Genomic DNA, 26,413 nt, shown 5'->3' with positions numbered 1-26,413 from the left:
GTCACGTGCTGAGCAGGCCTCGGGCGCGCAGGTCGGACAGGATGCCGGAGGGCAGTGCGGGGCAGTCCCGTACGGAGACCTCCGTCAGCCCTGGCAGGTCGGCGACCGACCCGAGGTCGCTCAGCGCGGAGCATTTCCACACCTCCAGTGTGCGGAGGGCGGGCAGGCCGCTGGGGTCGCCGAGGTGGTCCATGCCCTGGAGGGTCAGCTCGCGCAGGGCCGGCATGCGGGCCAGCGCGGAGAGGTCGGTCAGGGTCGTGGCGTAGCACAGGTTGATCTTGCTGATCGATGGGTGCCCTTCGAGCCCGTCGAGCGAGGTGAGCGCTCGGAGAGGTCCGTCAGGCCCTTGCACAGTGGTCCAGGCGGAGCGTCCGCAGCATCGTCAGGTGCCGCAGGCCGATGATGGAGTCGCGCCTGCGCAGTGTCAGCTCGGTGCGTCCCTCGGCGGCGAAGGCCGGGGCGAGCAGGTGCTCGGCGAAGCCGTCCGGGTCGAGGGCCTGTGGCCAGAGCCTGAGCAGGTTGTCGAGGGCGGGTTCGGCGACCTCCGCGAACTCGGCGGCCAGCTCCAGGGCCTCGCCCTTGCCTTCGAGCGCGAGCCGCCGGACGATTTTCCAGGCGTTCTTCGGGGACGTGGACGGCAGCTGGGCGCGGAGAGCGGAAAGATCAACTGATTGCATGCCACGGCACCCTAGGGGTGGCACGGACAAACGGCTGTGAATCAGGAGGAGAAGCCCGGCGGCCGGACCGGTGGGTGGGCGGACTGGAGCTGGGCCGCCAGGCCGAGGAGGTGCGGCTCGCCGCCGGGCGGGGCGACGATCTGGACGGCGATGGGCAGCCCGCTGGAGTGCGTGGCCAGGGGGACGGTGATGGCGGGCCAGCCGCACATGTTCCAGGGGCCGGTGGCGGGGGCGTACCTGACGTTGGCCACCGCGTTGCGGACGAGGCCGCGATCCCCCCAGCGCTCGGCCTTCGGCGGGACGGTCGCCAGGGCCGGCATGAGCAGCACGTCCGCGTCGCCGAACCACTGGTCGGCCCCGTAGCCGCTCCAGCGTTCGCGGCCGCGAACGCCGTCCAGCTTGAGCGCGGCGAGCACCCGCCCGGTGCGGGCGAGCGCGAGGGTGCGGCGTTCGAGCCGGCGCCGGTCGAGGTCGCCCAGCGAGGCCGCGGCCCTGGTGAGCCAGGTGGCGATCGTGGCCGGCCCGAGCCAGGCAGGCAGCCTGTGGCCGTGCTCGACCACGGTGTGCCCGGCCAGGCGCAGCGTCTCCGCCGCCCCGCGCACCGCGGCCTGGAACTCCTTGTCCATGGGCAGGCCGGCGGGCAGCGGCTGGGGCGCGTACGCCACCCGCAGGTCGAACGGCTCCGGGCTCTCCTGCGGCGGCTGCGGCTCCCAGATCTCGTCGTCGTCCGCCCAGACCGAGCGGAGCATGAGCGGCCGGGGCTCGACGCGGCTGCCGCCCCGCCAGGACTCCGCGAGGGCCGGGTCCGCGGCCAGTACGGACAGCGCCAGCGCCAGGTCGGACGCGGTCGTCGCGAGAGGGCCGTTCTCCGACAGGCGGTCCCAGTCGTCGGCCGGTGGCGGCACGAGCCCCGCGCCCGGCTTGATGGCCAGCACGCCGCAGCAGGCAGCGGGGATGCGGAGCGAGCCCATGCCGTCGTTGCCGAGCGCGACCGGTACCATGCCCGCCGCCACGGCCGCGGCGCTGCCCGACGACGACCCGCCGGCCGTGCGCGACGGGTTCCAGGGGTTGCGTACGATGCCGTACGCGCTGTCGCCGAACGCCGTCAGTCCCAGCTCCGGCATGTTCGTCAGGCCGACCACCACCGCGCCCGCCGCGCGCAGGCGCGCCACCGTCGGGTGGTCGTCCGGCGCGGGCGCGTCCGCCGTGGCCCCGGACCCGGCACGGGTGGCCTCGCCCGCGACCTCGAGATTGTCCTTCACCGCGACCGGCACGCCGGCGAGCGGCAGCTCCGCCAGGTCGCGCCGCTTCTGCAGGGCCTTCGCCTCCTCCACGGCCTGCGCTCTGACCAGCCGGAACGCCCCTACCTTGGGATCCCGCTCCGAGATGGCGTGAAGGTGCTCCTCGACGACGGTCGTGGCCGTGACATCCCCACGCCGGACGGCCGTCGCGATCTCGATGGCGGACCTGCCTGTCCACAACATGACTAGAGTCTGCCTGCTGCCCGCTCGCCTCGATAGGGCCCCGCTAGGGTCGGTACACGTGAACGGACCGTCCCTTGCCCTCCGCCAGCGCTCTCTTGGCGACCCGGCGACCGAGTTCCCGCTGTTCCCGCCGCTGACGCGCGGCTGCCCGAAGACCAGTACGGACGAGATCGCGTATCCGCTCGAGATCACCTACGACTACGCCCGAGTGGACCGCCGCCTGTTCGAGCAGGAGCCGGGCACGGACATCGCGCGGTGGGCGCCGCTGCTGCCGCCGCTGGAGGCGCCCTCGCTGGGGGAGGGCGGGACGCCGCTGGTGGAGTTCGACGGCATCTACGGTGCGCCGCGTTCAGCGGCGCACCGCAGATCGCAGAACTGCGTCTATGTCAAGGACGAGTCCCGCAACCCGACCTGGTCGCACAAGGACCGCCTGAACCGGGTCGCGGTCAGCGCCGCCGTCGCCTCGGGCGCGCCCGGGGTGGTCGTGGCCTCCTCCGGCAACCACGGCGCGTCGGCCGCCGCCTACGCCGCCCGGGCCGGACTGCCCGCGATCGTGCTGACCTCGGCGGACTCGCCGCCCGCCGTGCAGGCTTTCGTCCGCGCGTACGGCGCCAGGGTCCTCTCCGTGCCCGCCGAGAAGCGGTGGCCGCTGCTGCGGGAGGTCGTGGACCGGCTCGGCTACCACCCGGTCAGCAACCAGACCGTGACGCACACCGGGCATCCGTTCGGGCCCGAAGGGTACAAGACCATCGCCTACGAGCTGTTCCTGCAGCTCGGGCGCGTCCCCGCAGCCGTCTTCACGCCGACCGGGTACGCCGAGCTGCTCTACGGCGTGTGGAAGGGGTTCGTGGAGCTGCGGCTGCTCGGGCTGGCCGGCACCGTGCCGCGGATGTTCTCCTGCGAGACGGCCGCCGGCGGGCCGCACGCGCGGGCCCTGGCCACCGGCACCCCCGCGGCCGTCGTCGAGGTCGGGTCCAGCGACGCGTACGGCATCGCCGGGCCGGTCGGCGGGCACCGAGGGGTCGTGGCCGTGCGGGACAGCGGCGGCGCGGCCCTGCTCGTGACCGACGAGGAGCTGCGGTCGGCGCAGCGCGACCTCGCCCGGCAGGGGTTGTGGCAGGAACTGTCGGGGGCGGCCGGGCTGGCCGGATACCGGCAGGCGCGGCTGGACTTCGACGGGCCGGTCGTGTGCGTCGCCACGTCCAGCGGGTTCAAGGACGTGGGGGTGGGGGCCGAGCGGTTCGCAGTTCTCGAGCACCCGACGCTAGAGGATCTTGCTCCAGACGCGTAGCGGGCCGATCGTGGCGAAGCCGTGCTCCACGGCGTCCGCCGGGTCGATCTCCCAGCCGACCAGGGGGCGGCCGGGGTGGAGGTCGGCGGCCATGGCCAGGGTGCCTTCCCACGCGGTGCCCATGTCGCAGCCGGAGGCGTACACGTTGGAGACGCCCACGACCTGGTCGCGGGCGGTGAGCACCGAGCCGCAGACGATGTCGCCCTCGATCCGGCCGCAGACGATCGTGACCTCCTCCAGCAGCGCCGGCAGGAACAGGCCCGTGACCCCGCCCACGAAGCACGCCTGCTCCCACTCGCCCAGCGTGGCGGCGTCGTTCACCACCTCCCAGGCGATCGCGGGCTCGCGCCGCTCCGGTGGCTCGCGGTGGATCCACTGCGCCTCGAACAGCACCTCGAAGCCCGGCAGGTCGAGCGTGGCGAAGCTGTCCTTGACCGACGCGCCCGGACCGGCGTCGATGTGGTCGAGCACGTCGGCCGCCGTCGCGTCGGGGGAGAGCGTGACGGCGTCCGGGTAGAGGGGTGGCGTCCTGGCCGGGTTGGTCCAGGCCAGGGCCGTGAACGTGCCCGGCGAGCCGTGCGCGCGGCACATCGCGTCGCACCACTCGGCGTTGTCGCGGGCGGCGGTGGCCACGCTCGTCATGGTCGTCTCTCTTTGGTACGGCGGGTGGGAGGCGCGGTGAGCGGGTCCTCCGGCCAGGGGTGCTTCGGGTAGCGGCCGCGGAGCTCTGCGCGTACGGAACGGTAGCCGTCACGCCAGAACGACGCCAGGTCCGCGGTGACGGCCACCGGGCGGCCCGCCGGGGAGAGCAGGTGCACCAGCACGGGCACGCCGGAGATCTCGGGCGTCTCCTGCCAGCCGAACAGCTCCTGCAGCTTGACCGCCAGCACCGGCTGGTCGCCGGAGTAGTCCACGCGGACCTGGGAGCCGCTGGGCACCTCGATGCGTTCGGGGGCGGCCTGCTCCAGGCGCTCGCTCCAGGGGATCAGGCGTCTGAGCGCGGTGGCGACGTCGATGCGTTCGAGGTCGGCCCGGCGGCGGGCCCTGGACAGCTCCGGCTCCAGCCACTGGTCGGCCAGGTCGATGAGGGCGTCCATCGAGGGCCAGGGGGCGCCGATGGCGCGGTGGCAGAACGCCAGGCGGTCCCTCAGCTCTCTGGCCTGTTTCGTCCAGGTGAGGACGTCGGGTTCCGTGCGGAGGCCGTACAGGATGGCCTCGCGGACGTCGGCGTCCTTGAGCGGGGCGGCGGAGAGCTCGATCGCGCCCAGCCGCTCGACTGTCCGGGCGAGCACGTCGCCGCGGCGCGAGCCCGGGGGCACGTGCCAGGTGATCTCGTGCTCGGTGGTGGTGGGGTGGGCCAGCCTGGCGGTCTCCTCGTCGATCTCCACGGCCTGCCTGATGCGGGCCGACGCGGACCCCGTCGGCCGGTCGGCGATCGCGATGGCCAGCCACGTGGCGGTGTGCAGCTTGGAGCCCTCCGGGAGCTGCGCCTGGGTGCCGGAGGCCATGAGGTAGCCGCCGCCCCGCCGGCGCGCCACCCGCTCGGGGAACGCCAGCGCCACGGCCGTCCCGGCCAGCGCGTCATCGGCCTTGGGCGCCTCCTCCGTTCGCGGCGCCACCCGGCCGGGCTCCCCAGGAGTACCCCGCCCCTCCGTCCCGGCCGTGACACGCCCACTCGGGCCGACGGGCGTTGCGCCGTGTGGAGCGCGCGGGTCCGTGGTGTGAGGAGCCGGCGGGGTTGCGCCGTGTGGAGTCGGTGGGGCCGCGCTGTGTGGAGTCTCGGCGTTCAGCGGGTGCGAGCCGGGCGGGGTCGTGTCGTGGGCCTGGGCGGCGGTGCGCTGGAGGCGCCGGGCCTCCTGGCGCCAGCGGGCGGCGAAGCCGGTGCCGCCCCTGCGGGCCGCGCGCCAGACCTCCACCAGGTCGTCGCCCGCGTCCCGGGGGAGCTGCTCCGACAGCAGGGCCACCACCTCGGCGGCCCGCGGGCCCAGGTCGAGCAGGGCCCTGGCCAGGCGGGGGTGCACGCCGGCGAGCGCCATCCGGCGGCCCCGGTCCGTCACCCGTGAGGCGCCGTCGAGCGCGCCCAGCGCCTCCAGGGTGCGGGCCGCCGCGGACATCGCGGCAGGCGGCGGCGGGTCCAGCAGCGCCAGCCCGGACGCGTCGGGGGTGCCCCAGCAGGCCGCCTGCAGCGCGAACCCCGTCAGGTCCGCGAGCGCGATCTCCGGGCGCGCCTGATCGGCCAGGCGCTCGTGGTCGGCCGCCGACCAGCACCGGTACACCGTGCCCGCCGCCTCGCGGCCGGCCCGCCCCGCGCGCTGGCCGGCCGATGCCTTCGAGACCCGGACCGTGGTGAGCGAGCCGAGGCCGCGGGCGTGGTCCGTACGCGGCTCGCGCGCCAGGCCGGAGTCGACCACCACCCGGACGCCCGGGACGGTGAGGCTGGACTCGGCGACCGACGTGGCCAGCACCACCCGCCGTGCCGAGCCGGGCGCGAGCACGGCGTCCTGAACGTGGGCCGGTGCCTGGCCGTGCACCTGGAGGACCTCGACGCCGTCGAGCATCCCCGCGACCTTGGCGATCTCGCCCACGCCCGGCAGGAAGCAGAGCACGTCGCCGTCCCGCTCCGCCAGCGCCCTGCGCACCACCGAGGCGACGTGGGAGAGCAGGGCGGGATCGACGCGGAGGCCGTGCGGCGGGGCGACCGGGCGCGTGGACGGGGCCCACACCGTCTCGACCGGGTACGTGGCGCCGGTGGCCGCGACGACGGGGCCGCCGAGCAGCCGCGACCACGGCTCGGCGTCGGCGGTGGCGGAGGTGGCCAGCAGGCGCAGGTCGGGGCGGAGCGTGTCGCGGACGTCCAGGAGGAACGCCAGTGCCATGTCCGCGTCCAGGTGGCGCTCGTGGCACTCGTCGAGCATGACCGCGTCCACGCCGGCCAGCTCCTGGTCCCGCTGGAGGCGCTGGAGCAGGATGCCTGTGGTGACCACCTCGACCATGGGGTTCGCGCCCACGTGCCGCTCGCCCCTGATGGTGTGGCTCACGCCCATCCGCCGAGCCGCCGCGCGTACGGCCAGGCGGCGCGGCTCGGCCACCAGTACCCGCATGCCCGTCTCGGCCAGGGCGAGCGGCACGACCGTCGTCTTGCCCGTGCCGGGAGGGGCCGTGAGAACCGCGCTGCCGTGCCGGTCGAGGACGCCGAGCAACTCGGCCAGGACGTGCCGGATGGGCAGCGAGTCGTGGCGCATCAACGCTGGACGGGGACGCCGGTGCTCGGGATGCCGGCGGCGGAGAGGACCGCGTCGAGGAGGCCGGGGAAGCGGGAGTCGAGGTCGTCGCGGCGCAGGCTCATGTACTTCAGCCGCCCCTCCTGCTTGGTCATGACCACGCCGGACTCGCGCAGGGTGCGGTAGTGGTGCGAGGCGGTCGACTTGTGCACGCCGAGGTCGTCGCCCGCGACGCCGCACGTCATCTCGCCCCGCAGAGCGAGACGTACGACGATCTCCAGGCGCACCGGGTCGGACAGCGCCCGCAGGACCTCCGTGAGCTGGATGTTCTCCGTCGAGGGGTGCGGTAGCAGGCGCATGGTGAAACACTACCTCCGACTTATTGTTTGACAACAATCCAACTATAAGACAGTTTGATGGGTGTCTAACTCTCATGGCGCTGGAGGATGCATGAGCTCCCGGCTCTACCCGCTTGCTGTCGGAAATTTCGCGATAGGTACGGGCATGTTCGTGACCGCCGGGCTGCTGCCGCCCATCTCGAAAGATCTGGGGATCTCGTCGTCGGCGGCCGGGCAGCTCATGACCGTGTTCGCGTTGGCGTACGCGCTGCTGTCGCCCGTACTCGCCGCCCTGACCGCCCGCCTGTCGCGCAAGACCCTGCTGGTGGTGGCGATGGGCGTGTTCGTCTTCGGCAACGTGCTGACCGCGCTGGCTCCGACGTACCCGCTGGTGATGGCCACCCGGGTGATCTCGGCGGCGGGTGCGGCGATGTTCACGCCGACCGCCTCCGGCGTGGCGAACGCGCTGACCGAGCCCGAGCGCCGCGGGCGCGCGCTCGCACTGGTGATGGGCGGGCTGACCGTGTCGTCCGCGATCGGCGTGCCGCTGGGCACCTGGCTGGGCGGGGCCTCCGGGTGGCGGGCCACGCTCTGGATGGTGTCGGGGCTGGGCGTGATCGGGTTCATCGGCGTCGCGGCCGTGGTGCCCTCGGTGCGGATCCCGGCGTCGGGACGGCTCAGGGAGCGGTTCGCACCGCTGGGCGACCGGCGGGTGCTGGCGGTGCTGACGACGCAGTTGCTCATGTTCGCGGCCGCGTTCGCCGCGTACACCTACATCGGGTCGCTGTTCGACCTGCCGCTGCCGGCGGTGCTGTGGGCGTGGGGGCTCGGCGGCATCGTGGGCAACCAGCTCGGCGGGCGCTTCACCGACCTGTACGGCCCGCGCAGGATGGTGCTGCTCGGCCTGGCCGCGAGCACCGTGTTCATGGCCCTCATCCCCATCGCGAACATCGCCCTGCCCGTCGCCCTCGTGTGGGCGTTCCTGTGGGGCGCGCTCGGCTGGCTGGTGGCCCCGGCCCAGCAGTTCAGGACGGTCGGCGCCGTGCCCGGCAACGTGCCGATCGGCCTGGGGCTGCTGTCGTCCGCGCAGTACGTCGGCCTCTTCGTGGCCGGGCTGGCCGGTGGCGCCGCGCTCGACTGGTACGGCCGGGCCGGCGTGGTCGTGCTGGCCACCGCGCTCGGACTGGCGGCGCTGCTGTTCACGCTGGCGACCTACCGCCCGGCGGCGATCTCCCCGAAGGAGGGCGTGGCCGTCGGGTAGCCCGGCGTCGACATAATAGTGATCATGAGCGATCTCCGGAATGAGGAAGGCGACGGCGAGCCGCCCATGCGTCCCGAGGGGGACCCGCGCACCGAGCCCGCGCCCTTCGGGGCCGTGGTGCTCCTGACGGCCGCCTCGGCGGTGGCGGTCATGGGTCTCGCCGCGCTCCTGTCCCACCCGCCCGGGCTGAAGTTCCTCCTCCTGGGGCCGATCGCCCTGGTGGTGTTCGAGGTGGTCGTTCACGAGGTGTGGTGGCAGCGCTGGTGGGGCGCGATCCCGGGAGCGGTGGCGGGGCTGGCGCTCTACTTCGAGGGCCGGCCCACGCTGGCCGACATCATCGGCGACTCCTGGGCCCACCCCGTCGCGTACGTGGCCGCCTGGACCCTCTTTGCCGTCGTCTTCGCCCTCTGCAGCCGCTATCCCCGGGCCGGCTGAGCGCCGCGCCCGCGATCTTCTCCGCCGCTCAGGTGACACCCGGTCGCCCCGCAGGCGGACGACCGCCGATGGTCGCGGTGCCTACCGTCGTCCCCATGTTGAACAACCAGGTGACATTCCGGCGCGTCGCGGCAGGCACGCTGCTCGTCGTGGCCCCGCTGCTCCAGGCCGTCGCCGTCGTCGTCGACCCCGGCACCTGGGGCGACGACAGGGAGGCGGTCAGCTACGGCGACAACCCCGCGCTCGCGCAGACCGAATCGGCGCTCTACCACTGGAGCTGGCTGCTGATGGCCGTCGCGGCCCTGGGCCTGGTGCACCTCACCAGGCGCAAGGCCACCAGGCTCGGCCACGTCGCCGGCGCCGCGACGGTGGTCGGCTACATCTCCGCCTCCGGCCTGCTGATGACGGACCCCGTCGAGTGGTGGCTGGGGCAGCACAACTCACCGGAGCAGGCGCAGAAGATCCTCGACGAGATGCTGAACCTGCCCGGGGTCATCTTCGGCTTCCAGATGCCGTGGATGTTCTTCGCGATCCTCGGCCTGCCGCTGCTGACCGCGGCCGTCTGGCGGACGGGCTTCGTCGGGTGGTGGGTGCCGCTGCTCGTCTTCGTCGGCTACGTCGCCTCGTTCCCCATCCCGTACGGGCCGGTGACCGTGCTGTTCTGGATCCTGCCGGCCATCGCGCTGGGCTGGACCGGCATCAAGGTTCTGCGCATGGGCGACGAGGCGTGGGCGGCCTACTATCCCTCCCGCGAGAGGGCCGCCGTCAGCCCATTGCCGGAATCCAGCCCGCGGTGACCGCGAGGATCACGAAGAAGCCGAGGATGATCCGGTAGATCACGAAACCGGTGAAGCGGTGGTGGCTGATGTAGCGCAGGAACCAGGCCACGGCCGCGTAGCCGACGATGAACGAGATGATCGTGGCCAGGATGGTGGGCCCCCAGGCGGGTGCGGGGCCCTTGCCGATCTTGGCGAGCTCCAGCAGCCCCGACGACAGCACGGCCGGGATGGCCAGCAGGAACGAGTATTTCGCCGCGTCCTCGCGCCGGTAGTCGAGCAGCAGACCCGCGGTGATCGTGCCGCCGGAGCGGGACACGCCCGGGATGAGGGCGAGTGCCTGGGCGAAGCCGTACACGAGGGCGTGGGTGAAGCTCAGGTGCTTTTCGAGCGTGAGCTTGTTGCGGGCGGTGCGGTCGGCGAACCACAGCACACAGCCGAACACGATCAGTGTCGTGCCCACCAGGCGCAGGTCGCGGAAGACCGTCTCGATCTGGTCCTTGAACACCAGGCCGAGCACGCCGATGGGGAGCGAGCCGACGATGACGTACCAGCCCATGCGCGCCGCCCAGTGCGTACGCAGCTCCTTGACGAACAGCGACCGGAACCAGGTGGAGATGATCTCCCAGATCTCCTGGCGGAAGTAGATCAGCACGGCCGCCTCCGTGCCGAGCTGGATCACCGCCGTGAACGCCGCCCCCGGATCCTGCCAGCCGGCGAGAGCGGAGACCACCCTGATGTGGGCGCTGGAGGAGATCGGCAGGAACTCCGTGAGCCCCTGGACCAACCCCAGAACCACCGCTTCAAGCCAGCCGATCACGACGACACCCTCCGAGGACGCGGCACTGACGAGGTGAGGCTAGCGGATACGGGGGCCGCAGGCGTCCGCTAGGCCTGCCATGCCGCGGCGTCGGCGGCGGCGTACTCGGCGAAGTCGCGGGCCGGGCGGCCGAGGGCCTCGCGCACGCCGTCCATGACGTGGGCGTTGCGGCCGTCCAGGATGCCGGTGAACAGAGCGGCGAAGCCCTCGGCCTCCTCACGCGGCACTCCCTGTGCGATCGCCCCCGCCACGTACTCCTCCGGCGTCACCGGTACGAACGAGATCTTCCTGCCGGCGGCCTCCGACAGCTCGTCCGCCACCTGTGCGAAGGTGAGCAGCCTGGGTCCGGTCAGCTCGTACAGCTTGCCGGCGTGGCCCTCCTGGCTGAGCGCGGCGGCGGCCACGTCCGCGATGTCCTCCACATCCACGAACGGCTCGGGCACGTCGGCGGCCGGAAGCACGATGACGCCCTCCCGGACCTGGTCGAGGAGGAAGCCCTCGCTGAAGTTCTGCATGAACCAGCTGCAGCGGACCACCGTCCACTCCGCGCCGGACTCCTGGACGGTGCGCTCGCTGGCCTGCGCCTCCGGCTCGCCCCGCCCGGACAGCAGGACCAGCCGCCGCACTCCGGTGGTCACGGCCAGCTCCGTGAACGCCTTGACGTCGTCGTACGCGCCGGGGAAGGCGAGGTCGGGATAGTAGGAGAGGTAGACGGCCGTCGCGCCGTCGAGGGCCTTCGGCCACGTGGAGCGGTCCTGCCAGTCGAAGAGCGGGCGCGACCCGATCCGCACGGGCAGGTCGAGAGCGGTGAGCCGGTCAGCCACACGGCGGCCGGTCTTGCCCGTGCCGCCCAGCACCAAAATCGTCATATGCCTAGTAAGCCGCCATACCCATAAGACTCTCCATGGTTGAGAAGCGCATTCCCATATGCGATCGTCTAGCCCATGGATCACCTCGCGGCGCTCCTCGACGGCCCGCGTGCCCGTGGCGCCTTCCTGCTCCGCTCGATCCTCGATCCGCCCTGGTCGCTGCGGATCCAGGACGAGGCCCCGCTGTCGGTCATCGCGCAGGTGCGCGGGGAGTCGTGGATCGTGTACGACGACGCCGAGCCCGTACGCCTCTCGCCGGGAGAGGTCGCGATCAGCCGGGGGCCGGAGCCGTACACGGTGGCCTCGGATCCGGACCTGGCGCCGCAGATCGTGATCCACCCCGGCCAGCACTGCTCGACGCCCGACGGCCGGCCGCTCCACGACGACATGGACCTGGGCGTGCGTACGTGGGGCACCGACCCCCACGGGAGCGCGGTGCTGCTCACCGGCACGTACAACCTGGAGGGCGAGGTCAGCAGGCGGCTGCTCGAGGCGCTGCCGCCGCTGCTCACGCAGCCGGGCGACCCCATCATGTCGCTGCTCGGCGCCGAGATCGTCAAGGACGAGCCCGGGCAGGAGGCCGTCCTCGACCGGCTGCTCGACCTGCTGCTCATCGCGGTGCTGCGCTCGTGGTTCGCCGCCCGGTCGAGCGAGGCGCCGGGCTGGTACCGCGCGATGGGCGACCCGGTCGTGGGCCGGGCGATGCGCCTGATGCAGCACAATCCGGCCCACCCGTGGACGGTCGCCGCCCTGGCCTCCGAGGCGGGCGTCTCCAGGGCCTCGCTGGCCAGGCGCTTCACCGAGCTGGTGGGGGAGCCGCCGATGTCCTTCCTCACGGACTGGCGCCTGGCGCTCGCCGCCGACCTGCTGCGCGAGCCGGACGCGACCATCGGCTCGGTGGCCAGGAAGGTGGGGTACGGGAGCCCGTTCGCGCTCAGCGCGGCCTTCAAGCGCGTACGGGGGATCAGCCCGCAGGAGTACCGGACCGGAGCCGGCGGAATGTGATGAAACCTCTGCTGCTGCTGGACGTGGACGGCGTCCTGAACCCCATGGGGCGGCCCGCCCCCGACTTCAGGCGCTACCGGTGCACGATCGGCGACGACACCTACATCGTGAACCTCAACCCGAGGCACGGCCGCCGGCTCCTCGACCTGGCCCTGACCACCGGCTCCGAGCTGGTCTGGGCGACGACCTGGGAGCAGCACGCCAACGACTGGATCGCCCCCAGGATCGGCCTGCCCTCGCTCCCCGTCATCCCCATGAACCCGGACGTGCCTTCCGAGCACGGGGAGATGTTCAAGACGCCGCGCGTGGCCGAGTACGCGGGGCGGCGGCCGTTCGTCTGGTTCGACGACCAGGTGTGGGCGGAGGACGAGGAGTACCTCAGGGTGCATCAGGGTCTGGCTGATTTCCTCCTCATCCACGTGGAGCCCAGAACGGGACTGACCAGCCGCCATCTGGGCATGGCGCATGAGTGGCTGACCCTTACAGGGTTTTCTCAGGGTTCCTGACGGGAGTCCGTGGGTCCGGCTGTCCGTTTCACAGGTAGGTCGTCACACACGGAGGAAACATCATGTACCGCTCACGAGAGCACAGGATTCTGGCCGGCGTCTGCGGCGGTCTCGCCGACAAGATGGGCCTGCCCCCCACCCTGGTCCGCATTCTCTGGCTGCTGCTGTCGCTCATCCCGGGACCGCTGTGGGTCGTCTACGTCGCCATGTGGATCCTCATCCCGGAAGAGCCGAGGGGCTACCGTACGGCGGCGTAGCGTGCGCGGGCGAGCCGCCGCAGGCGGTGGGAGCGACGGCGCGCCGCCGCTCCGCGTCGATGCGCTCCTCGAGCCGGGCGACGTCGTCGGTGTCCAACGGCCGCCGCCCGCTCACCCGGTCGGTCAGCTGGTACTGCTTGTACGCCCGCCGCCGCTCGGCCGAGATCGTCTTGCGCGCCACGCCGTACAGCCAGGCGATCTCGGTGCCCAGGTCGGCCCGGTAGGTCTGCGCGGAGTCGAGCACCGCCATGAACACCTCCGCCACCAGGTCGGCGACGGTGTGCGGGTCGTCCACACGACGGGCGAGGAACCGGGTGACCGCATCGACGTGCCGCCGGTAGAAGGCCTCGAATGCCACGGCGTCCGTGGCGATCTTCGGCTGTTTGCGACGCACCGGCGTGCTCCCTTCGTCGGTTCACGCCCCTGCTTGGTAAGAAGTGGAAAAATGGTTACAAGAGTGGCGGCAGGGCCATGCGGGATCCCGAGTTCAGGCAGCTCGGGAGGCGGCTTATCCTCGAAGGATGAGGGCAAGGCCGCTGACACTCATCCAGGACGATCTCGTCGATTACGACACGGCGATGGAGCGCATGACCGACATGGTCGGCCGGCGCCAGCGGGACGAGCTGCCGGACACACTGTGGCTGCTCAGCCACCCGTCGGTCTACACGATCGGGCGCCGCACGCCGATGGCCCACCTGCCTGACCCCTCGCGGGGCATCCCCGTCATGGAGACCGGGCGCGGCGGCCAGCTCACCTACCACGGGCCCGGGCAGCTGGTCGGCTACCTCATCGTCAAGCTCGACGAGGACCAGGGCATCGTCGACTACGTGCGCGAGGTGGAGCTGCGGCTGGTGGAGGCGCTGGGCAAGCTGGGGCTCTCCGCCGAGCGCCGCGACACGCCGCCGGGCTCCGAGCTGCTCACCGGCGTCTGGACGACCGAGACCGGCCGCAAGATCATCTCGATCGGCATGCGGCAGAGCCGGGGCGTCACGAGCCACGGGTTCGCGCTCAACGTGGACGGCGACCTGGAGCCCTGGAACTGGGCGATCGCCTGCGGGATGCCCGACGTGGACATGACCTCGCTCAAGCGCGAGCTCGGCACGGCCTCGATGGCCGAGGTCCGCACGGCCGTGGCCGCCGCCTTCGAGGCGTCCTGACGGTTAACTGCGCGGGAAGACCTGCACGTCGGCGTCATGTCCGCCGCCGCTGAGCTTGCCGTCGCAGGTGTACAGGGGTGCCTCGAGCGCTTCGGCGAGTGCCAGATAGGAGGCATCGTAGGCGGTGTAATTGTGCCGCAGCTCCCAGATGCGCTCCGCGACGCCCTTGATCTCGTAACGGGTGATCTTCAGTGCGAGATAGTCGGCTCGTGCCAGCTCGGCCGCAGACGTGCCGAGCTTGCCGCCGAGCACCAGGCCCCGCAGGGTCGAGAGAACCTCGACATCGAGCAAATGGGGGGCATGGACGCTTGCCTGGAGGGCGTCGATGAGCTCAGGATCCGCTTCGCGTCCCGTCAAAGCCCCGACCATGGCGGACGAGTCGATGATGATCAACGCCTGCCCTCATGGACGGCCTCGAGGATGTCAGCGGTAGAGGGCCCCCGGGAGCGATCTCGGGACTTGAGCCGCTTGACTATTTCGGCATTGGTCGGCCTGGCGGCGATATCTGCCAGCTCCCTCGCGACGTAAGCCGAAAGGGACATGCCGGCTTCGGCCGCGCGCTCCTTCAATGACTCGGCGACAGATTCCGGGACATCGCGGATGTAGAGCGTTGCCATAAGATGATGCTAGCAGGTTGCTAGCACGCGGGTACGGCCGGTGTCAGCCGTACCCACGCGGGCGTCAGGAGACCGGGACCTCGTCGATGGTGCGGCGGGGGCCGGTGAACCAGTGCTTGGCCGACAGCGTCCACCACAGGGCGATGCCGATCAGCACGACCCCGACCGCGATCGGGGCGTAGTTGACCGAGGTCCAGGTGAAGTCCTTGTTGCCGGGCACCCCGGCGGGCGAGAACGGCATGATGAAGTAGATCGAGATGATCACGATCTCGACGCAGGCGATCCAGCACAGCGCCTTGTACTTCCTGCCCAGCGTCCACGGCCCGGGGACGAACCTGTCGCCCATGCGCAGCCGCAGCCAGATCGGGATCAGGAACGCCAGGTAGAGGCCGATGACCGCGATCGACACGACGGCGAAGAACGCGACCGGGGTCGTCGAGCCGGGAGGGGCGTAGAGGGCGGGCAGCGTGATCAGCGCGGCCACGGCGCAGCCGGCCAGGATGGCGTTGACGGGGGTGCGGTTGCGGTCCACCTTCGACCACAGCCGCCAGCCGGGCACCGCGCCGTCCCGGGAGAACGCGTACGTCATGCGCGACATCGAGGTCACGCAGCTCATCCCGCAGAAGAACTGGCCGATCGTGGAGATCGCGAAGATCGCGGTGGCCAGCGGCGAGGAGAGCGCGGTCGTGAAGATGGCGCCGACGAAGCCCAGCTGTTTGTTGATCTCGTCCACGTTCGTGGCCGCGAACAGGAACGACAGCAGCAGGATCCAGCCGCCGATCGCCGAGTAGAAGATCGACTGCCACAGGCCGCGGGCGGCGGTCTTCGCCGCGCCCTGCGTCTCCTCCGACACGTGCGCGCAGGCGTCGAAGCCGGTGATCGTGTACTGGGTGAGCAGGAAGCCGAGCGGCAGGACGTACAGCCAGAAGGGCAGTCCCCGGTCGTCCGGCGAGCCGAAGCCGGAGTTGTTGATCATTTCGGTGAACACGAAGCCGAGTGACTGGTGCCGGGTGGGCGCGAAGACCAGGATGGCGACCACGACCGCCGCGCCGGCGACGTGCCACCAGACCGAGATGTTCTGCAGCAGCGAGATGAGCCGGTGGCTGTAGATGTTGATCAGAGCGTGCAGGACCAGGACGATCACGAACAGCAGGAACGCCTGGTGGAGCGTGCCCTCCCAGGCGCCGCCGGTCAGCCGGCTGATCGTGATGTTGAGGAACGTGGCGCAGCCGTAGTCGACCGACGCGGTGACGGCGATGAGGCCGATCAGGTTGAGCCAGCCGGTGAACCAGCCGTGGATCGGCTTGCCCAGCGTGGCGGCCCACCAGTAGATGCCGCCCGCCGTCGGGTACGCCGACACCAGCTCCGACATGCAGAACCCGATGATCAGGATGAACAGGGAGATCAGCGGCCAGCCCCATGAGATGGCGACGGGGCCGCCGTTGTTCCAGGCTTGTCCGAAGGTCGTGAAGCAGCCGGCGAGGATGGAGATGATCGAGAAGGAGATGGCGAAGTTCGAGAAACCGCTCCAGGTGCGGGCCAGCTCCTGCTTGTAGCCGAGCTCGGCGAGTCGCCTGGAATCCTCTTCAGTGGTCATGAGGTCTCCCTGGGGGGCGCGGAGGACGCTCTATTTGGACTACATCTAGACCATTTCCCGGTCGAGGACAAGGCGTTACGGATGGGTTTCGGGCTAGTCAGGCACGTGGCCAACCTTCAGGATGATCTTCCCGCTCAGGGAGCCGTCGAGCTGGGCGGCCTTCGCGCCCCCGAGGTCCTCCCACGAGCCGTGCCGGCCGATCTCGACGGAGAGGTCGCCGGCGGCCACCAGGGCGAGGAGGTGGGCCAGGTCCGCCGCGGGGGCCGCCACGTCGCCGAACGAGCTGAGGGACTTGGCGGGGCCCAGGGAGAACGTCGAGTTCGGGGGGAAGACGGCGGACTGTCCTGATGCCCAGCCGACGCTCTGGAGGTTGCCGCCGGGCTGCACCAGGGACCAGGCGGTGACCAGCGTCGGACCGCCTACCGTCTCGATCGCGACGTCGACCGGCTCGACACCGTCCAGCCCCACGACCACCTCGACACTGCCCGGCCGTCCCCGCCCCACGACCGCCTCGACACTGCCCGGCCGTCCCCGGCCCGCGGCCGCCTCGACACTGCCCGGCCGTCCGTGTTCCTCGGGCGCGTCGGCGAGGCCGGCGGTCAGGTGGTGGGCGCGTTCCGGCCTGCTCACGGAGGCGATGACGTGCGCGCCCGACCGCCGGGCCAGTTGCACGGCCAGCCGCCCCACCGCCCCCGACGCCCCGGTGACCAGGATGCGCGAGCCCGGCGCGGGTCCGGCGGCGCGCAGCGAGCGCAGCGCCGTGAGGCCGGCCATCGGCAGCGCGGCGGCCCGTACCAGATCGACCTGGTCAGGCACCAGGGCCAGCGAGCCGGTGTCGAACGCCGCCCGCTCCGCCCACGCCCCCGCTCCGAACGCCGCCACCCTCGCGCCCACGCCAGGGCCCGTGCCGTCCTCGGCGGCCCGCACGACGACGCCGGCCGCGTCGTAGCCGAGCACCGTGCCCTGCGGCAGGCGGGCCATGTGCCGCAGGTCGCTGAAGTTCACGGACGCGTGATGGATCTCGACGAGCGCCTGACCGGGACCCGGCACGGGCTCGCGTACCTCGGCGAACCGTCCCTCGCCCCCTGGACCCGACACCAATGCGCGCATGTGCGACCTCCCTGAACCGCAGAATCCGGACTGTCGGTCCGTTTCGATGGCAGGGATAGTATGGGGACCGGTAGTCCGGTTGCAAGCCGAGGAGGGTGAGAGGTGCGGTCAGACGCCACGCGCAACCGGGAGGCGATCCTGCGGGCCACGGAGGACCTGCTCGCCACCCACGGCGCCGAGCACATCTCGCTCGATCGGGTGGCCGCGGCGGCCGGGGTGGGGAAGGGCACGCTGTTTCGGCGCTTCGGCAGCAGGACCGGGCTCTTCCAGGAGTTGCTCGCCGAGCGGGCCGCCGCGCTGGCGCTCGCCATCGAGTCGCCCGGCTCGCCGCTCGGGCCCGGCAGCCCGCCCAAGGAGCGGCTGCTGGCCTTCCTGGACGAGCTGGCCGAGCTGGCGCAGCGCAACCTCGCGCTCTTCGCCGCGCACGAGCGGGCCTGCGCCGATGACAAGTATCGGGATCCGACCTATCTGCGCTGGCACGCTCACGTCACCGCGCTGATCGCCGAGGCCGGGGCGGGCGGCGGCGAAGGCCGGCTCGACGCGGAGTTCGCCGCTCACGCGCTGCTCGGCTCCTTCGACGCCGACCTCGCCCGGCACGTCATGGCGGACGGCGGGCCGGCCCGGCTCAAGTCCTCGGTCAGGGGCCTGGCCGCAGCCCTCCTCGCCTGAACCTACGACTGCTGCTCGCCGAACGCGTCGGTCGCCGCCTGGCAGAACGCCTTGAGGTCGTCCGGCTTACGGCTGGTGACCAGGGTGTTCGGCCCTTCCGTGCACACCACGACCTCCTGGTCCACCCACGTCGCCCCCGCGTTGCGCAGGTCGGTCTGCAGGCTGGGCCAGGAGGTGACGGTACGGCCGCGCACGACGTCCGCCTCCACCAGCGTCCAGGGCGCATGGCAGATGGCGGCCACCGGCTTGCCCGCGTCGAAGAAGGCGCGGGCGAACCGCACGGCCCGCGGCTCCATGCGCAGGAAGTCGGGGTTCGCGACACCCCCGGGGAGCACGAGGCCGTCGTAGGAGGCCGGGTCGGCGTCGTCCACCGTCTCGTCCACGGCGAACCTGTCGGCCTTTTCCAGGTGGTTGAACGCCTGGATCTGGCCCGACTTGGTGGACACCAGCTTGGGTGTGCCACCCGCCTGCTTGACCGCCTTCCACGGCTCGGTGAGCTCCACCTGCTCCACTCCTTCGGGAGCGACCAGGAACGCGATGGTCTTGCCGTCCAACATGTGAACTCCTCCCTTGGTTGCATGTCCTCTCCCCCCTTTCCGAGGGGGCTGGGTGTATGCGTCTTGTACGGGGAGGGGGTATGCCGTTCGCCATCCGCTCCGGCCGGCGGCATAGTGGTGCCGGACTCCCGGGGGGCGCCGTGTCAGGGAGCTACCACGGTTGGTGAAAATTTACACCGAAAATGGAAACGAGAGTGAAACAATTTTCCGCCACTCGTTGACACGCGGACTCCGTATGGTGTGCCTTTCTCTACACAGGAAAACCCCCGCCTGAAGGTGAGGCACTTATGAGGAAATGGTTCGCGCGCCTGGCTGTGCTGGGTGTCGCGCTGTTAGTGGCAGGTCAGGGCGCGACGGCGGCCCATGCTCAGGAACCTGCGGCGGGGAAGAAGGTCGTCCGCATCGGGGCCACGCAGTCCATGGACTCGATGAACCCGTTCCTCGCGGTCCGCCTGGTCTCGACGTCGATCCACCGCTGGATGTACGGCTACCTCACGGTCCCCGACTCCAAGACGCTGCAGCCCAGCCCGGACCTGGCCGAGTCGTGGACCACGTCGCCGGACGGGCTCACGTGGACGTTCAAGATCCGCCAGGCCAAGTGGTCGGACGGCCAGCCGATCACGGCCGACGACGCGGCGTGGACGTTCAACAAGATCATGACGGACGAGGCCGCCAAGACGGCCAACGGCCCGGCAGTGGAGAACTTCGCGAGCGTCACGGCCAGCGGCCAGGACCTGACGATCAAGCTCAAGGCCCCGCAGGCGTCCATGCTGGACAACCCGATCCCGATCATGCCGAAGCATGTCTGGGAGTCGGTCACCGACCTGGCGAACTACGACGCCGAGAAGTACCCGGCGGTGACCAGCGGCCCGTACATCGCGATCGAGCACAAGAAGGACCAGTACGTCAAGCTGCAGGCCAACCCCAACTACTGGCGGGGCAAGCCCAAGGTCGACGAGCTGCAGGTCATCTTCTACGACAACCCCCAGGCCGCGATCGCCGGTCTGCAGAAGGGTGACATCGACCTGATCGGCCGACTGTTCCCGCCCGAGTTCGAGGCCATCCAGAACAACCCGAACATCGAGGCGTGGAACACGCAGGGCCGCCGCGCGGCGTACCTGCAGATCAACCACGGCGCCACCACCACGGACAACAAGCCCGTCGGTGACGGCCACCCGGCGCTCAAGGACGTCAAGGTCCGCCAGGCGCTGCACTACGCCATCGACAAGCAGAAGCTGGTCGACGAGGTCCAGAACGGCCTGGCCAAGCCCGCCGACGGCTCGATCGTGCCGCCGATGTACAAGGACTTCTTCTGGGAGGCCAGCGGCGACGAGAAGGTCACGTACGACCCCGCCAAGGCCAACAAGATCCTCGACGACGCCGGCTACAAGAAGGGCTCCGACGGCGTCCGCACGATGCCCGACGGCAAGAAGAAGCTGGAGTTCCGCTTCACGATCCACACCGACACCCCGATCGAGGACAAGCTCGCCGAGTACCTGACGGGCTTCTTCAAGGAGGTCGGCATCACGCTGACCACGGTGAAGCTGGAGTCCAGCAAGTTCACCGAGGAGACCGGCACCACCGGCAACTTCGACATCGCGATCAGCGGCTGGTCGGTCAACCCCGACCCCGAAGAGGTCCTGGCCACCCACCTGTGCAGCCGCAGGCCGGCCCCGAACGGCGAGGGCGGCGGCACCGAGTCGTTCTTCTGCGACGAGACCTTCGAGAAGCTCTACCAGGAGCAGCTGAAGGAGCTCGACCGGCCCAAGCGCGCCGAGATCATCAAGCAGATGCAGGAGCGCCTCTACACCCAGGCCCCGATCATCGCGATCTACTACCCGAACGACCTCGAGGGCTACCGCAAGGACCGGATCACCAGCATCACCCCGATCCCTGAGGACAAGGGCCTCCTGTACGGCGGCAGCGGCTACTGGCCGTTCTACACCGTGGACGTCAAGGCCACGGCGGCGAGCGGTGGCAGCGGCTCCGGCGGCGGCTCCAACACCGGCCTCATCGTCGGCATCGTGGGCGGCGTCGTGGTCATCGGACTGGCGGTCTTCCTCCTGAGCAGGCGGCGCAAGAGCGTCGCCGACGAGCGCGAATGACCACTCCGCTAGAAGCAGCAGAGCCCGCCGCCGTCCAGGCGGCGGGCCCTGGTGACGAGCGCTCCACCCGCCGCGGCACGCTGCAGTACGTGCTGTCCAAGGCCGGTGGGGCGCTGTTCAGCATCGCCATGGTGATCGTCGGGACGTTCTTCGTCTTCCGGCTGCTGCCCGGCGACCCGGTGCGGAACCTCGCGCAGGGCCGCAACATGACGCCGGACCAGCTCAACCTCGAACGCCACCGGCTGGGCCTGGACAAGCCGTTGATCGACCAGTTCTTCCAGTTCGTCGGTGACACGCTCAGGCTCGACCTGGGCACCTCGTACGAGTACAAGCGGCCGGTGCTGGACCTGATCGGCGAGCGCATCGGCCCCACCCTCCTGCTGGCGGGCACGGGCCTGGTCATCGCGGTCAGCCTGGGCATCTGGCAGGGCACGCGGGCGGGGTGGCGGCCCGGCAGCAGGTTCGACCGGTTCTCCACCGGCGTGTCGCTGCTGCTCTGGTCGGTGCCGACGTTCTGGCTCGGGCTCCTGCTCATGATGGTGTTCGGCGTGGGCATCGGCCCCATTCCCGGCATCTTCCCCTTCAGGGGCATCGAGAGCGTGGACGCGCCCGACGGGTTCGCCTACGTCCTGGACGTGGCCTCGCACATGGTGCTGCCGTGCCTGACCCTCGTGGCCGTGGTGTACGCGCAGTACCTCCTGGTCATGCGCTCCTCGCTGCTGGAGGAGGTCAGCCAGGACTACGTGACCGTGGCCCGCGCCAAGGGCCTGCGGGACGACGAGGTTCGCCGCCGCCACGCGGTGCCCAACGCGCTCCTGCCCACGGTGACCCTGGTCTTCATGCGCATCGGATTCGTGGTCGGCGGCGCGGTCACCGTGGAGACGATCTACACCTGGCCCGGACTGGGACAGCTGTTCTACGAGGCGGTCAGTGTGCCGGACTTCACGCTCATGCAAGGCACGTTCCTGCTGATCACCGTGTCGGTGATCGTCATGAACACGCTGGCCGACGTGGTCTACCACATGCTCGACCCGAGAGTGAGGTCGGCATGACGAGTGTCGCCGCGGCCCGCAGGCGGCTGGCGCTGAGCCGCTTCTGGGCCGAGTTCCGCCGTCACCGGGCCGGAACGGTCGGCCTCGTGATCCTCGTCGTCGCCGTGCTGCTCGCGCTCGTCGCGCCGCTGTTCATCAGCGAGGACGTGACCAGCGTCGTCAAGGGCACGGGTGAGAAGTGGGCGGCGCCCAGCCTGGGCGAGCCGTTCGGCACCGACGAGTCGGGCCGCTCCATCCTGCTGATGGTCTGGTGGGGCTCGCGCACGTCGCTGCTCATCGGCTTTCTCGCCGCGTTCCTCAGCATCGTGATCGGCCTGGTGGTCGGCGTCGCCGCCGGACACTTCCGCGGCTGGCTCGGCGGCGCGCTCATGCGGGTCACCGACTGGTTCCTGGTGCTCCCCTCGCTGGTCACGGCCCTGGTGCTGGCGGCCATCCTGGGTGGCAGCACGGTCACCATCATCATGGCGATCGGGATCACGACGTGGCCGTCGACCGCCCGGCTGATCAGGGCGCAGACGCTCTCCGTGGAGTCCCGACCGTACATCGAGCGGTCGAGGGCGCTCGGCGGCGGGCACTGGCACATCACAACCCGGCACGTGCTCCCCAACGTGGCGCCGCTGCTGCTGGCCAGCACCACGCTGGAGGTGGCCAGCGCGATCGTCACGGAGTCCACGCTCGCCTTCCTCGGCGCCAGCGCCAACAAGACCTCGTGGGGCACCATGCTGCGCGCCTCCTATGACTTCGGCGCGGCCACGCACCAGGCGTGGTGGTACATCCTCATCCCCGGCCTCGCCATCCTGGCCGTGGTCATGGCGTTCACCCTGGTGGGGCGGGCGCTGGAGGCCGTGCTCAACCCGCGGCTCAGGAGGGCGGCATGACGTTGCTAGAGCTCGACGACGTGTCGGTGACGTACCGCATCGCGTCGGGTGAGGTGCCCGCCGTACGCGGTGTGTCGCTGACGCTCGACTCCGGAGCGGCACTCGGAGTCGCCGGCGAGTCGGGATCCGGCAAGTCGACACTGGCCATGGCGCTGCTGCGGCTCCTGCCCCGCGACGCGCACGTCGGCGGCCGGATCCTGCTCGACGGCGAGGACATCCTCACCATGAAGTGGGGCCGCATGCGTGCCGTGCGGTGGGCCGAGGCCTCGATCGTGTTCCAGGGCGCGCAGCACGGGCTCAACCCGGTGCGCAGGATCGGCGACCAGATCGCCGAGCCGCTGCTCGTACACGGCCTGGCCAAGCCCGACGCCGCCGGCAGGCGCGTGGCCGAGCTGCTCGAACAGGTCGGCCTGCCCGCCTGGCGGGCCCGCAGCTACCCGCACGAGCTCTCCGGCGGGCAGCGGCAGCGCGTGATGATCGCGATGGCGCTGGCCTGCTCGCCGCGGCTGATCATCGCCGACGAACCGACCACTGCGCTCGACGTGATGGTGCAGGCCCAGGTCCTGAGCCTGATCAAGGAGCTGGTCGCCGAGCACGACATCTCCCTGATCATGATCTCGCACGACCTGTCGGTCCTGGCGGACGTGTGCGACCAGCTCGCGGTCATGTACGCGGGCCGCGTCGTCGAGCACGGCCCGTCCGCCGAGGTGTTCCACGACGCCAAGCACCCCTACAGCCGGGCGCTGGCGGCGGCGTTCCCCACGGTGGGCGACCCGGCCTCGCGGCTGGCGCCGAAGGGCCTCGGCGGCGACCCGCCGGACCCCATGCAGCTCCCGAGCGGCTGCGCGTTCCACCCGCGCTGCCCCGTGGCGCTGGACGAATGCCCGACGCTCGACGTGCGGCTGTGGCCCGCGGGCGAGCGCCGTACCGCCGCTTGCGTGCACGTACGCGAGAAGGAGGGGGCCTCATGACCGAGACGCAGACCACCACGGAGGCCGTCTCGACGGCCCGGCCGAGCCTGCTGGAGGCCCGCGACCTGCACGTGGAGTTCTCCTCGCGCGGGCGCCGCGCCAAGGCCGTGGACGGCGTGAACCTGGCCGTCGGCGAGGGCGAGATCGTGGCCCTGGTCGGCGAGTCGGGCTGCGGCAAGACCACCCTGGCGCGCACGCTGCTCGGCCTCGAGCGCCCCACCTCGGGCGAGATCCGGTACGGCGGCGCCGCCCTGGACTACGGCTCCAGGGCGCTCAAGGCGTACCGCAGGCAGGTGCAGCTCGTGCTGCAGGACCCGATGGGCTCGCTCAACCCCAGGCAGACCGTGTACGAGGCGGTCGCCGAGGGGCCGCGCATCCACGGCCTGCCGGACGAGCGGGAGGTCGTGGCCGAGGCGCTGTCCAGGGCCGGGCTGCGGCCGCCGGACCGGTTCTTCCTGCGCTACCCGCACGAGCTCTCCGGCGGGCAGCGGCAGCGGGTGGTGATCGCCGGCGCGCTGGCGCTGAACCCCAAGGTGCTGATCGCCGACGAGCCGGTGGCCTCGCTGGACGCCTCCGTACGCGGCGAGATCCTGGCCCTGATGCTCAAGCTCCGCGATGAGCTGGGGCTGTCGGCGCTGGTCGTCACCCACGACCTGGGCCTGGCCTGGAACATCGCCGATCGGGTGGCGGTCATGTACCTGGGCCGGATCGTCGAGTCCGGCCCGGTGGAGCAGGTCCTGACGGCGCCGCGGCACCCGTACACGCAGGCTCTGATGTCGGTGCTGCCGGAGTCCCCCGAACGGGTCGTGCTCACCGGCGAGCCGCCGGACCCGACCAGGATCCCCGGCGGATGCCGCTTCCACGCCCGCTGCCAGGTGCTCGCGTCCGGGAAGGCGGCCGAGGCGGGGGTGGACGCCAGGTGCCGGTCCGAGCTGCTGGACATCCTGCCCGCCGTCCCGGACGCGCAGGCGGCCTGCTACTACGCGGACGTGACCGGTTAGCTCAGGTCGGCGTCGTGGACGAGGATGGCGGCCTGTACGCGGTTGGCCAGGCCCAGCTTGGCCAGCACGCGGCTGACGTGCGCCTTCACCGTGGCCTCCGTCAGGCGCAGCTCGCGGCCGATCTCCGCGTTGGACAGGCCGCGGGCCAGCGCCCTGATCACGTCCTCCTCCCGGCCGGTGAGCTGGGCGAGCTGCCTGCGGGCCGCCTCGGCCCGTGAGGGCGCGCGGTCCACGTAGGCGGCGAGCAGGCGCTTGGTGACCGAGGGGGAGAGCATGGCCTGGCCGCCGGCGACCGTGCGGACGGCGGCGGCCAGCTCCCTCGGCGGGGTGTCCTTGAGCAGGAACCCGACCGCGCCCAGGCGCAGCGCCTCGTGCACGTAGGCGTCGAGGTCGAACGTGGTCAGCATGATCAGCTTGGGCGCGTCCGGCTCGGACATCAGGCGGGCGGCGGCGGTCAGGCCGTCCATGCCCGCCATGCGTACGTCCATCAGCACGACCTCCGGCCGCAGCCGCCGCACGGCGGAGAGCGCCTCGGCGCCGTCGCGCGCCTCGCCGGCGACGGCGATGTCGCCCGCCGCCTCCAGGATCAGCCGCAGCCCCGAACGGACGAGCTCCTCGTCGTCCACGATCAGCACCCTGATCACGCCGGGATCCTCGCGCTGACCAGGAAGCCGCCGCCGTCCTGGGCGCTGGTGCGCAGCGTGCCCCCGAGCAGCTCGACCCGTTCCCGCAGCCCCACCAGTCCCCAGCCCGCGCCGGGCAGCTCCCCGGGCGGCGACCCCGGCGCCTGGTTGCGCACCTCCACCTCCAGCTCCTCGGGGCCGTAGCGGATCAGCACGTCCGTGGCGGCGTCCCCCGCGTGCTTGTGCACGTTGGTGAGCGCCTCCTGCACCACCCGGTACGCGGTCCGCTCCACGCTCGCCTCGACCGCTCGCGCCTCGCCCTCGTCGCGCCTGGTCACCGCGATGCCCAGGGCCCGGGACTGGTCGAGCAGCCGGTCGAGGTCGCCGAGGGTGGGCGGCGGCCGGAGCGGGGAGTGCTCGGGGGCGCGCAGGACGCCGAGCACGTCGCGCAGGTTCGCCAGGGCCTCCCGCCCGATCCCGCCGATCAGGGCGGCGGCTCGCTCCGTCTCCTCGTCGGACGCCCGCATCTCCAGCGCGCCCGCGTGCAGCACCATGAGCGAGACCCGGTGTGCGACCACGTCGTGCATCTCCCTGGCGATCCTGGCTCGCTCCTGCGCCCTGGCCTGCTCGGCCCGCATGACTTGCTCGCGCTCGCGGCGTTCCGCGCGCTCCCTGGCCGCGTCCAGGCGGGCGCGGACCAGGAGGCCGAGCACCAGTGGCAGCCCGATCACGGCCAGCGCCAGGGCCGGCGCGTTGCCCGTGGTGGCGGTCATCAGCTCGTGCGGGCCGCCCCACTGCGCGCCCACCAGCGCGGTGATCCCGCACACGGCCAGGCAGCCGCCGAGGTAGGCGGCCAGGCGCCGCCCGCTCAGGGTCAGGCCCGCGTAGTAGGAGGCCACCAGCAGCGGCGGCCACATCACCAGCCACACGTAGCCGGCGGCGCCCACCGCGGCCAGCGGCCACCAGGACCGCCGCGCCCGCCATGCGGCCAGGCCGGCGACCGCGGCGACCGCGACGAGCACCGGGAGTGGCAGGCTCGACGGCACCCCGACCTGCCCCTTCACCACGAACAGCGAGGCCGCGAAGACCCCTCCGCCGAGCAGCACGAACCGCATGCCTCACAGCGTATGGGCCGC

The 26,413-nt window shown here is 71.4% G+C and carries 30 protein-coding genes; 14 read left to right on the top strand and 16 right to left on the bottom strand.

All coding sequences use genetic code 11. The features are described from left to right. Window position 1: 1 nt before the first annotated feature. From AB0H84_RS01790 to AB0H84_RS01780, 3 genes are read right to left on the bottom strand one after another with little or no spacing between them, the layout of a single operon-like run. On the bottom strand, window positions 2-352 hold the full coding sequence (locus AB0H84_RS01790) for a hypothetical protein (RefSeq protein ID WP_357596609.1): 351 nt from the start codon (window positions 350-352) through the stop codon (window positions 2-4). Continuing rightward, entirely contained in the window at window positions 339-677 is a 339-nt protein-coding gene (locus AB0H84_RS01785; RefSeq protein WP_357596606.1) for a hypothetical protein, read from the bottom strand. Before AB0H84_RS01785 ends, AB0H84_RS01790 begins: the two co-directional genes overlap by 14 nt. A gap of 41 nt (window positions 678-718) precedes the next feature. Next, a complete protein-coding gene (locus tag AB0H84_RS01780) occupies window positions 719-2,161 on the bottom strand; it encodes an amidase (RefSeq protein WP_357596603.1) in 1,443 nt (480 codons plus the stop codon). Window positions 2,162-2,219: 58 nt separating this feature from the next. Here AB0H84_RS01780 and AB0H84_RS01775 point away from each other — a divergent pair, with 58 nt between their 5' ends. Continuing rightward, window positions 2,220-3,452, top strand: coding sequence for a pyridoxal-phosphate dependent enzyme (locus AB0H84_RS01775; protein ID WP_357596601.1), 1,233 nt, complete (start codon window positions 2,220-2,222; stop codon window positions 3,450-3,452). On the opposite strand, the gene AB0H84_RS01770 is transcribed toward AB0H84_RS01775, so the two are convergent. The 3 genes from AB0H84_RS01770 to AB0H84_RS01760 are packed head-to-tail and all read right to left on the bottom strand — an operon-like array spanning window position 3,426 to window position 7,032. Further along, window positions 3,426-4,094 (bottom strand): hypothetical protein, encoded by a 669-nt coding sequence (locus AB0H84_RS01770; protein ID WP_357596598.1) that lies wholly within the window; start codon window positions 4,092-4,094, stop codon window positions 3,426-3,428. The genes AB0H84_RS01775 and AB0H84_RS01770 overlap by 27 nt on opposite strands. Next, window positions 4,091-6,694: an ATP-dependent helicase C-terminal domain-containing protein gene (locus tag AB0H84_RS01765; RefSeq protein WP_357596595.1), complete on the bottom strand. Its 2,604-nt coding sequence runs from the start codon at window positions 6,692-6,694 to the stop codon at window positions 4,091-4,093. Before AB0H84_RS01765 ends, AB0H84_RS01770 begins: the two co-directional genes overlap by 4 nt. Continuing rightward, window positions 6,694-7,032, bottom strand: a complete 339-nt coding sequence (locus AB0H84_RS01760; protein WP_357596592.1) for a helix-turn-helix transcriptional regulator — start codon at window positions 7,030-7,032, stop codon at window positions 6,694-6,696. The genes AB0H84_RS01765 and AB0H84_RS01760 overlap by 1 nt, the downstream gene beginning before the upstream one ends. Window positions 7,033-7,123: 91 nt before the next feature. On the opposite strand from AB0H84_RS01760, the gene AB0H84_RS01755 reads away from it, so the two are divergent. The 3 genes from AB0H84_RS01755 (at window position 7,124) to AB0H84_RS01745 (ending at window position 9,504) form a co-directional block, all read left to right on the top strand. After that, complete coding sequence (locus AB0H84_RS01755; protein ID WP_357596589.1) at window positions 7,124-8,272, top strand: MFS transporter; 1,149 nt, start codon at window positions 7,124-7,126, stop codon at window positions 8,270-8,272. A 24-nt stretch (window positions 8,273-8,296) separates the two neighbouring features. Beyond that, window positions 8,297-8,707, top strand: coding sequence for a hypothetical protein (locus tag AB0H84_RS01750; RefSeq protein WP_357596586.1), 411 nt, complete (start codon window positions 8,297-8,299; stop codon window positions 8,705-8,707). Between the two features lie 95 nt (window positions 8,708-8,802). Further along, entirely contained in the window at window positions 8,803-9,504 is a 702-nt protein-coding gene (locus tag AB0H84_RS01745) for a hypothetical protein (RefSeq protein ID WP_357596583.1), read from the top strand. Here the strand turns inward: AB0H84_RS01745 and AB0H84_RS01740 are convergent. Next, window positions 9,473-10,303, bottom strand: coding sequence for an undecaprenyl-diphosphate phosphatase (locus tag AB0H84_RS01740; protein WP_357596580.1), 831 nt, complete (start codon window positions 10,301-10,303; stop codon window positions 9,473-9,475). The two genes, AB0H84_RS01745 and AB0H84_RS01740, sit on opposite strands and share 32 nt — an antisense overlap. Before the next feature lie 68 nt (window positions 10,304-10,371). Continuing rightward, a complete protein-coding gene (locus AB0H84_RS01735) occupies window positions 10,372-11,172 on the bottom strand; it encodes an NmrA family NAD(P)-binding protein (protein ID WP_357596577.1) in 801 nt (266 codons plus the stop codon). Between the two features lie 75 nt (window positions 11,173-11,247). Between AB0H84_RS01735 and AB0H84_RS01730 the strand changes: the two genes are divergently transcribed. From AB0H84_RS01730 to AB0H84_RS01720, 3 genes are all read left to right on the top strand, one after another. Continuing rightward, complete coding sequence (locus AB0H84_RS01730) at window positions 11,248-12,177, top strand: AraC family transcriptional regulator (protein ID WP_357596574.1); 930 nt, start codon at window positions 11,248-11,250, stop codon at window positions 12,175-12,177. Beyond that, window positions 12,177-12,683 (top strand): HAD domain-containing protein, encoded by a 507-nt coding sequence (locus AB0H84_RS01725; protein WP_357596572.1) that lies wholly within the window; start codon window positions 12,177-12,179, stop codon window positions 12,681-12,683. The genes AB0H84_RS01730 and AB0H84_RS01725 overlap by 1 nt, the downstream gene beginning before the upstream one ends. Before the next feature lie 62 nt (window positions 12,684-12,745). After that, window positions 12,746-12,940: a PspC domain-containing protein gene (locus AB0H84_RS01720; protein WP_344998199.1), complete on the top strand. Its 195-nt coding sequence runs from the start codon at window positions 12,746-12,748 to the stop codon at window positions 12,938-12,940. Here AB0H84_RS01720 and AB0H84_RS01715 read toward each other — a convergent pair. Continuing rightward, window positions 12,900-13,334, bottom strand: a complete 435-nt coding sequence (locus tag AB0H84_RS01715; protein WP_357596569.1) for a sigma-70 family RNA polymerase sigma factor — start codon at window positions 13,332-13,334, stop codon at window positions 12,900-12,902. The genes AB0H84_RS01720 and AB0H84_RS01715 overlap by 41 nt on opposite strands. A 127-nt stretch (window positions 13,335-13,461) precedes the next feature. Here AB0H84_RS01715 and lipB point away from each other — a divergent pair, with 127 nt between their 5' ends. Beyond that, window positions 13,462-14,097, top strand: a complete 636-nt coding sequence (gene lipB, locus AB0H84_RS01710; RefSeq protein WP_357596567.1) for a lipoyl(octanoyl) transferase LipB — start codon at window positions 13,462-13,464, stop codon at window positions 14,095-14,097. Window positions 14,098-14,100: 3 nt separating this feature from the next. Here the strand turns inward: lipB and AB0H84_RS01705 are convergent, their stop codons facing one another. The 4 genes from AB0H84_RS01705 to AB0H84_RS01690 form a co-directional block, all read right to left on the bottom strand. Beyond that, window positions 14,101-14,490, bottom strand: a complete 390-nt coding sequence (locus tag AB0H84_RS01705; RefSeq protein ID WP_357596564.1) for a type II toxin-antitoxin system VapC family toxin — start codon at window positions 14,488-14,490, stop codon at window positions 14,101-14,103. Then, window positions 14,487-14,714: an antitoxin gene (locus AB0H84_RS01700; protein ID WP_357596561.1), complete on the bottom strand. Its 228-nt coding sequence runs from the start codon at window positions 14,712-14,714 to the stop codon at window positions 14,487-14,489. Before AB0H84_RS01700 ends, AB0H84_RS01705 begins: the two co-directional genes overlap by 4 nt. Window positions 14,715-14,778: 64 nt before the next feature. Then, complete coding sequence (locus AB0H84_RS01695) at window positions 14,779-16,311, bottom strand: amino acid permease (protein WP_357596558.1); 1,533 nt, start codon at window positions 16,309-16,311, stop codon at window positions 14,779-14,781. Between the two features lie 93 nt (window positions 16,312-16,404). Then, complete coding sequence (locus AB0H84_RS01690) at window positions 16,405-17,421, bottom strand: zinc-binding dehydrogenase (protein ID WP_357596555.1); 1,017 nt, start codon at window positions 17,419-17,421, stop codon at window positions 16,405-16,407. 102 nt (window positions 17,422-17,523) lie between these two features. On the opposite strand from AB0H84_RS01690, the gene AB0H84_RS01685 reads away from it, so the two are divergent. Further along, on the top strand, window positions 17,524-18,090 hold the full coding sequence (locus tag AB0H84_RS01685; protein WP_357596552.1) for a helix-turn-helix domain-containing protein: 567 nt from the start codon (window positions 17,524-17,526) through the stop codon (window positions 18,088-18,090). Between the two features lie 2 nt (window positions 18,091-18,092). On the opposite strand, the gene AB0H84_RS01680 is transcribed toward AB0H84_RS01685, so the two are convergent. Then, entirely contained in the window at window positions 18,093-18,647 is a 555-nt protein-coding gene (locus AB0H84_RS01680; protein WP_357596549.1) for a type 1 glutamine amidotransferase domain-containing protein, read from the bottom strand. A 287-nt stretch (window positions 18,648-18,934) separates the two neighbouring features. Between AB0H84_RS01680 and AB0H84_RS01675 the strand changes: the two genes are divergently transcribed. From AB0H84_RS01675 to AB0H84_RS01655, 5 genes are read left to right on the top strand one after another with little or no spacing between them, the layout of a single operon-like run. Beyond that, window positions 18,935-20,752 carry an ABC transporter substrate-binding protein gene (locus tag AB0H84_RS01675; protein ID WP_357596546.1) on the top strand — a complete coding sequence of 606 codons (1,818 nt, stop codon included), beginning with the start codon at window positions 18,935-18,937 and terminating at the stop codon, window positions 20,750-20,752. Continuing rightward, on the top strand, window positions 20,749-21,804 hold the full coding sequence (locus tag AB0H84_RS01670) for an ABC transporter permease (protein ID WP_357596544.1): 1,056 nt from the start codon (window positions 20,749-20,751) through the stop codon (window positions 21,802-21,804). The genes AB0H84_RS01675 and AB0H84_RS01670 overlap by 4 nt, the downstream gene beginning before the upstream one ends. Further along, window positions 21,801-22,682: an ABC transporter permease gene (locus tag AB0H84_RS01665; RefSeq protein ID WP_357596541.1), complete on the top strand. Its 882-nt coding sequence runs from the start codon at window positions 21,801-21,803 to the stop codon at window positions 22,680-22,682. The genes AB0H84_RS01670 and AB0H84_RS01665 overlap by 4 nt, the downstream gene beginning before the upstream one ends. After that, the gene (locus AB0H84_RS01660) at window positions 22,679-23,653 is read left to right on the top strand and encodes an ABC transporter ATP-binding protein (RefSeq protein WP_357596538.1); all 975 of its coding nucleotides are present in this window, start codon (window positions 22,679-22,681) and stop codon (window positions 23,651-23,653) included. The genes AB0H84_RS01665 and AB0H84_RS01660 overlap by 4 nt, the downstream gene beginning before the upstream one ends. Next, window positions 23,650-24,654 carry an ABC transporter ATP-binding protein gene (locus AB0H84_RS01655; RefSeq protein WP_357596535.1) on the top strand — a complete coding sequence of 335 codons (1,005 nt, stop codon included), beginning with the start codon at window positions 23,650-23,652 and terminating at the stop codon, window positions 24,652-24,654. The genes AB0H84_RS01660 and AB0H84_RS01655 overlap by 4 nt, the downstream gene beginning before the upstream one ends. Here AB0H84_RS01655 and AB0H84_RS01650 read toward each other — a convergent pair. Both AB0H84_RS01650 and AB0H84_RS01645 read right to left on the bottom strand, forming a co-directional pair. After that, complete coding sequence (locus AB0H84_RS01650) at window positions 24,651-25,298, bottom strand: response regulator transcription factor (protein ID WP_357596532.1); 648 nt, start codon at window positions 25,296-25,298, stop codon at window positions 24,651-24,653. The two genes, AB0H84_RS01655 and AB0H84_RS01650, sit on opposite strands and share 4 nt — an antisense overlap. Continuing rightward, window positions 25,295-26,392 carry a histidine kinase gene (locus AB0H84_RS01645; protein WP_357596529.1) on the bottom strand — a complete coding sequence of 366 codons (1,098 nt, stop codon included), beginning with the start codon at window positions 26,390-26,392 and terminating at the stop codon, window positions 25,295-25,297. The genes AB0H84_RS01650 and AB0H84_RS01645 overlap by 4 nt, the downstream gene beginning before the upstream one ends. Window positions 26,393-26,413 lie beyond the last annotated feature (21 nt).

This window comes from Nonomuraea sp. NPDC050786 (assembly GCF_040654115.1).
In the GTDB taxonomy this organism is placed as follows: domain Bacteria; phylum Actinomycetota; class Actinomycetes; order Streptosporangiales; family Streptosporangiaceae; genus Nonomuraea.
This window is presented reverse-complemented; position numbering and strand designations above follow the sequence as displayed.

Bases quoted from the DNA above. Each gene is read 5' to 3' on its own strand.
- AB0H84_RS01785 (WP_357596606.1), bottom strand. From the start codon at position 677: ATGCAATCAGTTGATCTTTCCGCTCTCCGCGCCCAGCTGCCGTCCACG.
- AB0H84_RS01780 (WP_357596603.1), bottom strand. From the start codon at position 2,161: ATGTTGTGGACAGGCAGGTCCGCCATCGAGATCGCGACGGCCGTCCGG.
- AB0H84_RS01770 (WP_357596598.1), bottom strand. From the start codon at position 4,094: ATGACGAGCGTGGCCACCGCCGCCCGCGACAACGCCGAGTGGTGCGAC.
- AB0H84_RS01765 (WP_357596595.1), bottom strand. From the start codon at position 6,694: ATGCGCCACGACTCGCTGCCCATCCGGCACGTCCTGGCCGAGTTGCTC.
- AB0H84_RS01760 (WP_357596592.1), bottom strand. From the start codon at position 7,032: ATGCGCCTGCTACCGCACCCCTCGACGGAGAACATCCAGCTCACGGAG.
- AB0H84_RS01755 (WP_357596589.1), top strand. From the start codon at position 7,124: ATGAGCTCCCGGCTCTACCCGCTTGCTGTCGGAAATTTCGCGATAGGT.
- AB0H84_RS01750 (WP_357596586.1), top strand. From the start codon at position 8,297: ATGAGCGATCTCCGGAATGAGGAAGGCGACGGCGAGCCGCCCATGCGT.
- AB0H84_RS01745 (WP_357596583.1), top strand. From the start codon at position 8,803: ATGTTGAACAACCAGGTGACATTCCGGCGCGTCGCGGCAGGCACGCTG.
- AB0H84_RS01735 (WP_357596577.1), bottom strand. From the start codon at position 11,172: ATGACGATTTTGGTGCTGGGCGGCACGGGCAAGACCGGCCGCCGTGTG.
- AB0H84_RS01730 (WP_357596574.1), top strand. From the start codon at position 11,248: ATGGATCACCTCGCGGCGCTCCTCGACGGCCCGCGTGCCCGTGGCGCC.
- AB0H84_RS01725 (WP_357596572.1), top strand. From the start codon at position 12,177: ATGAAACCTCTGCTGCTGCTGGACGTGGACGGCGTCCTGAACCCCATG.
- AB0H84_RS01720 (WP_344998199.1), top strand. From the start codon at position 12,746: ATGTACCGCTCACGAGAGCACAGGATTCTGGCCGGCGTCTGCGGCGGT.
- lipB (WP_357596567.1), top strand. From the start codon at position 13,462: ATGAGGGCAAGGCCGCTGACACTCATCCAGGACGATCTCGTCGATTAC.
- AB0H84_RS01700 (WP_357596561.1), bottom strand. From the start codon at position 14,714: ATGGCAACGCTCTACATCCGCGATGTCCCGGAATCTGTCGCCGAGTCA.
- AB0H84_RS01695 (WP_357596558.1), bottom strand. From the start codon at position 16,311: ATGACCACTGAAGAGGATTCCAGGCGACTCGCCGAGCTCGGCTACAAG.
- AB0H84_RS01690 (WP_357596555.1), bottom strand. From the start codon at position 17,421: ATGCGCGCATTGGTGTCGGGTCCAGGGGGCGAGGGACGGTTCGCCGAG.
- AB0H84_RS01680 (WP_357596549.1), bottom strand. From the start codon at position 18,647: ATGTTGGACGGCAAGACCATCGCGTTCCTGGTCGCTCCCGAAGGAGTG.
- AB0H84_RS01675 (WP_357596546.1), top strand. From the start codon at position 18,935: ATGAGGAAATGGTTCGCGCGCCTGGCTGTGCTGGGTGTCGCGCTGTTA.
- AB0H84_RS01670 (WP_357596544.1), top strand. From the start codon at position 20,749: ATGACCACTCCGCTAGAAGCAGCAGAGCCCGCCGCCGTCCAGGCGGCG.
- AB0H84_RS01665 (WP_357596541.1), top strand. From the start codon at position 21,801: ATGACGAGTGTCGCCGCGGCCCGCAGGCGGCTGGCGCTGAGCCGCTTC.
- AB0H84_RS01660 (WP_357596538.1), top strand. From the start codon at position 22,679: ATGACGTTGCTAGAGCTCGACGACGTGTCGGTGACGTACCGCATCGCG.
- AB0H84_RS01655 (WP_357596535.1), top strand. From the start codon at position 23,650: ATGACCGAGACGCAGACCACCACGGAGGCCGTCTCGACGGCCCGGCCG.
- AB0H84_RS01645 (WP_357596529.1), bottom strand. From the start codon at position 26,392: ATGCGGTTCGTGCTGCTCGGCGGAGGGGTCTTCGCGGCCTCGCTGTTC.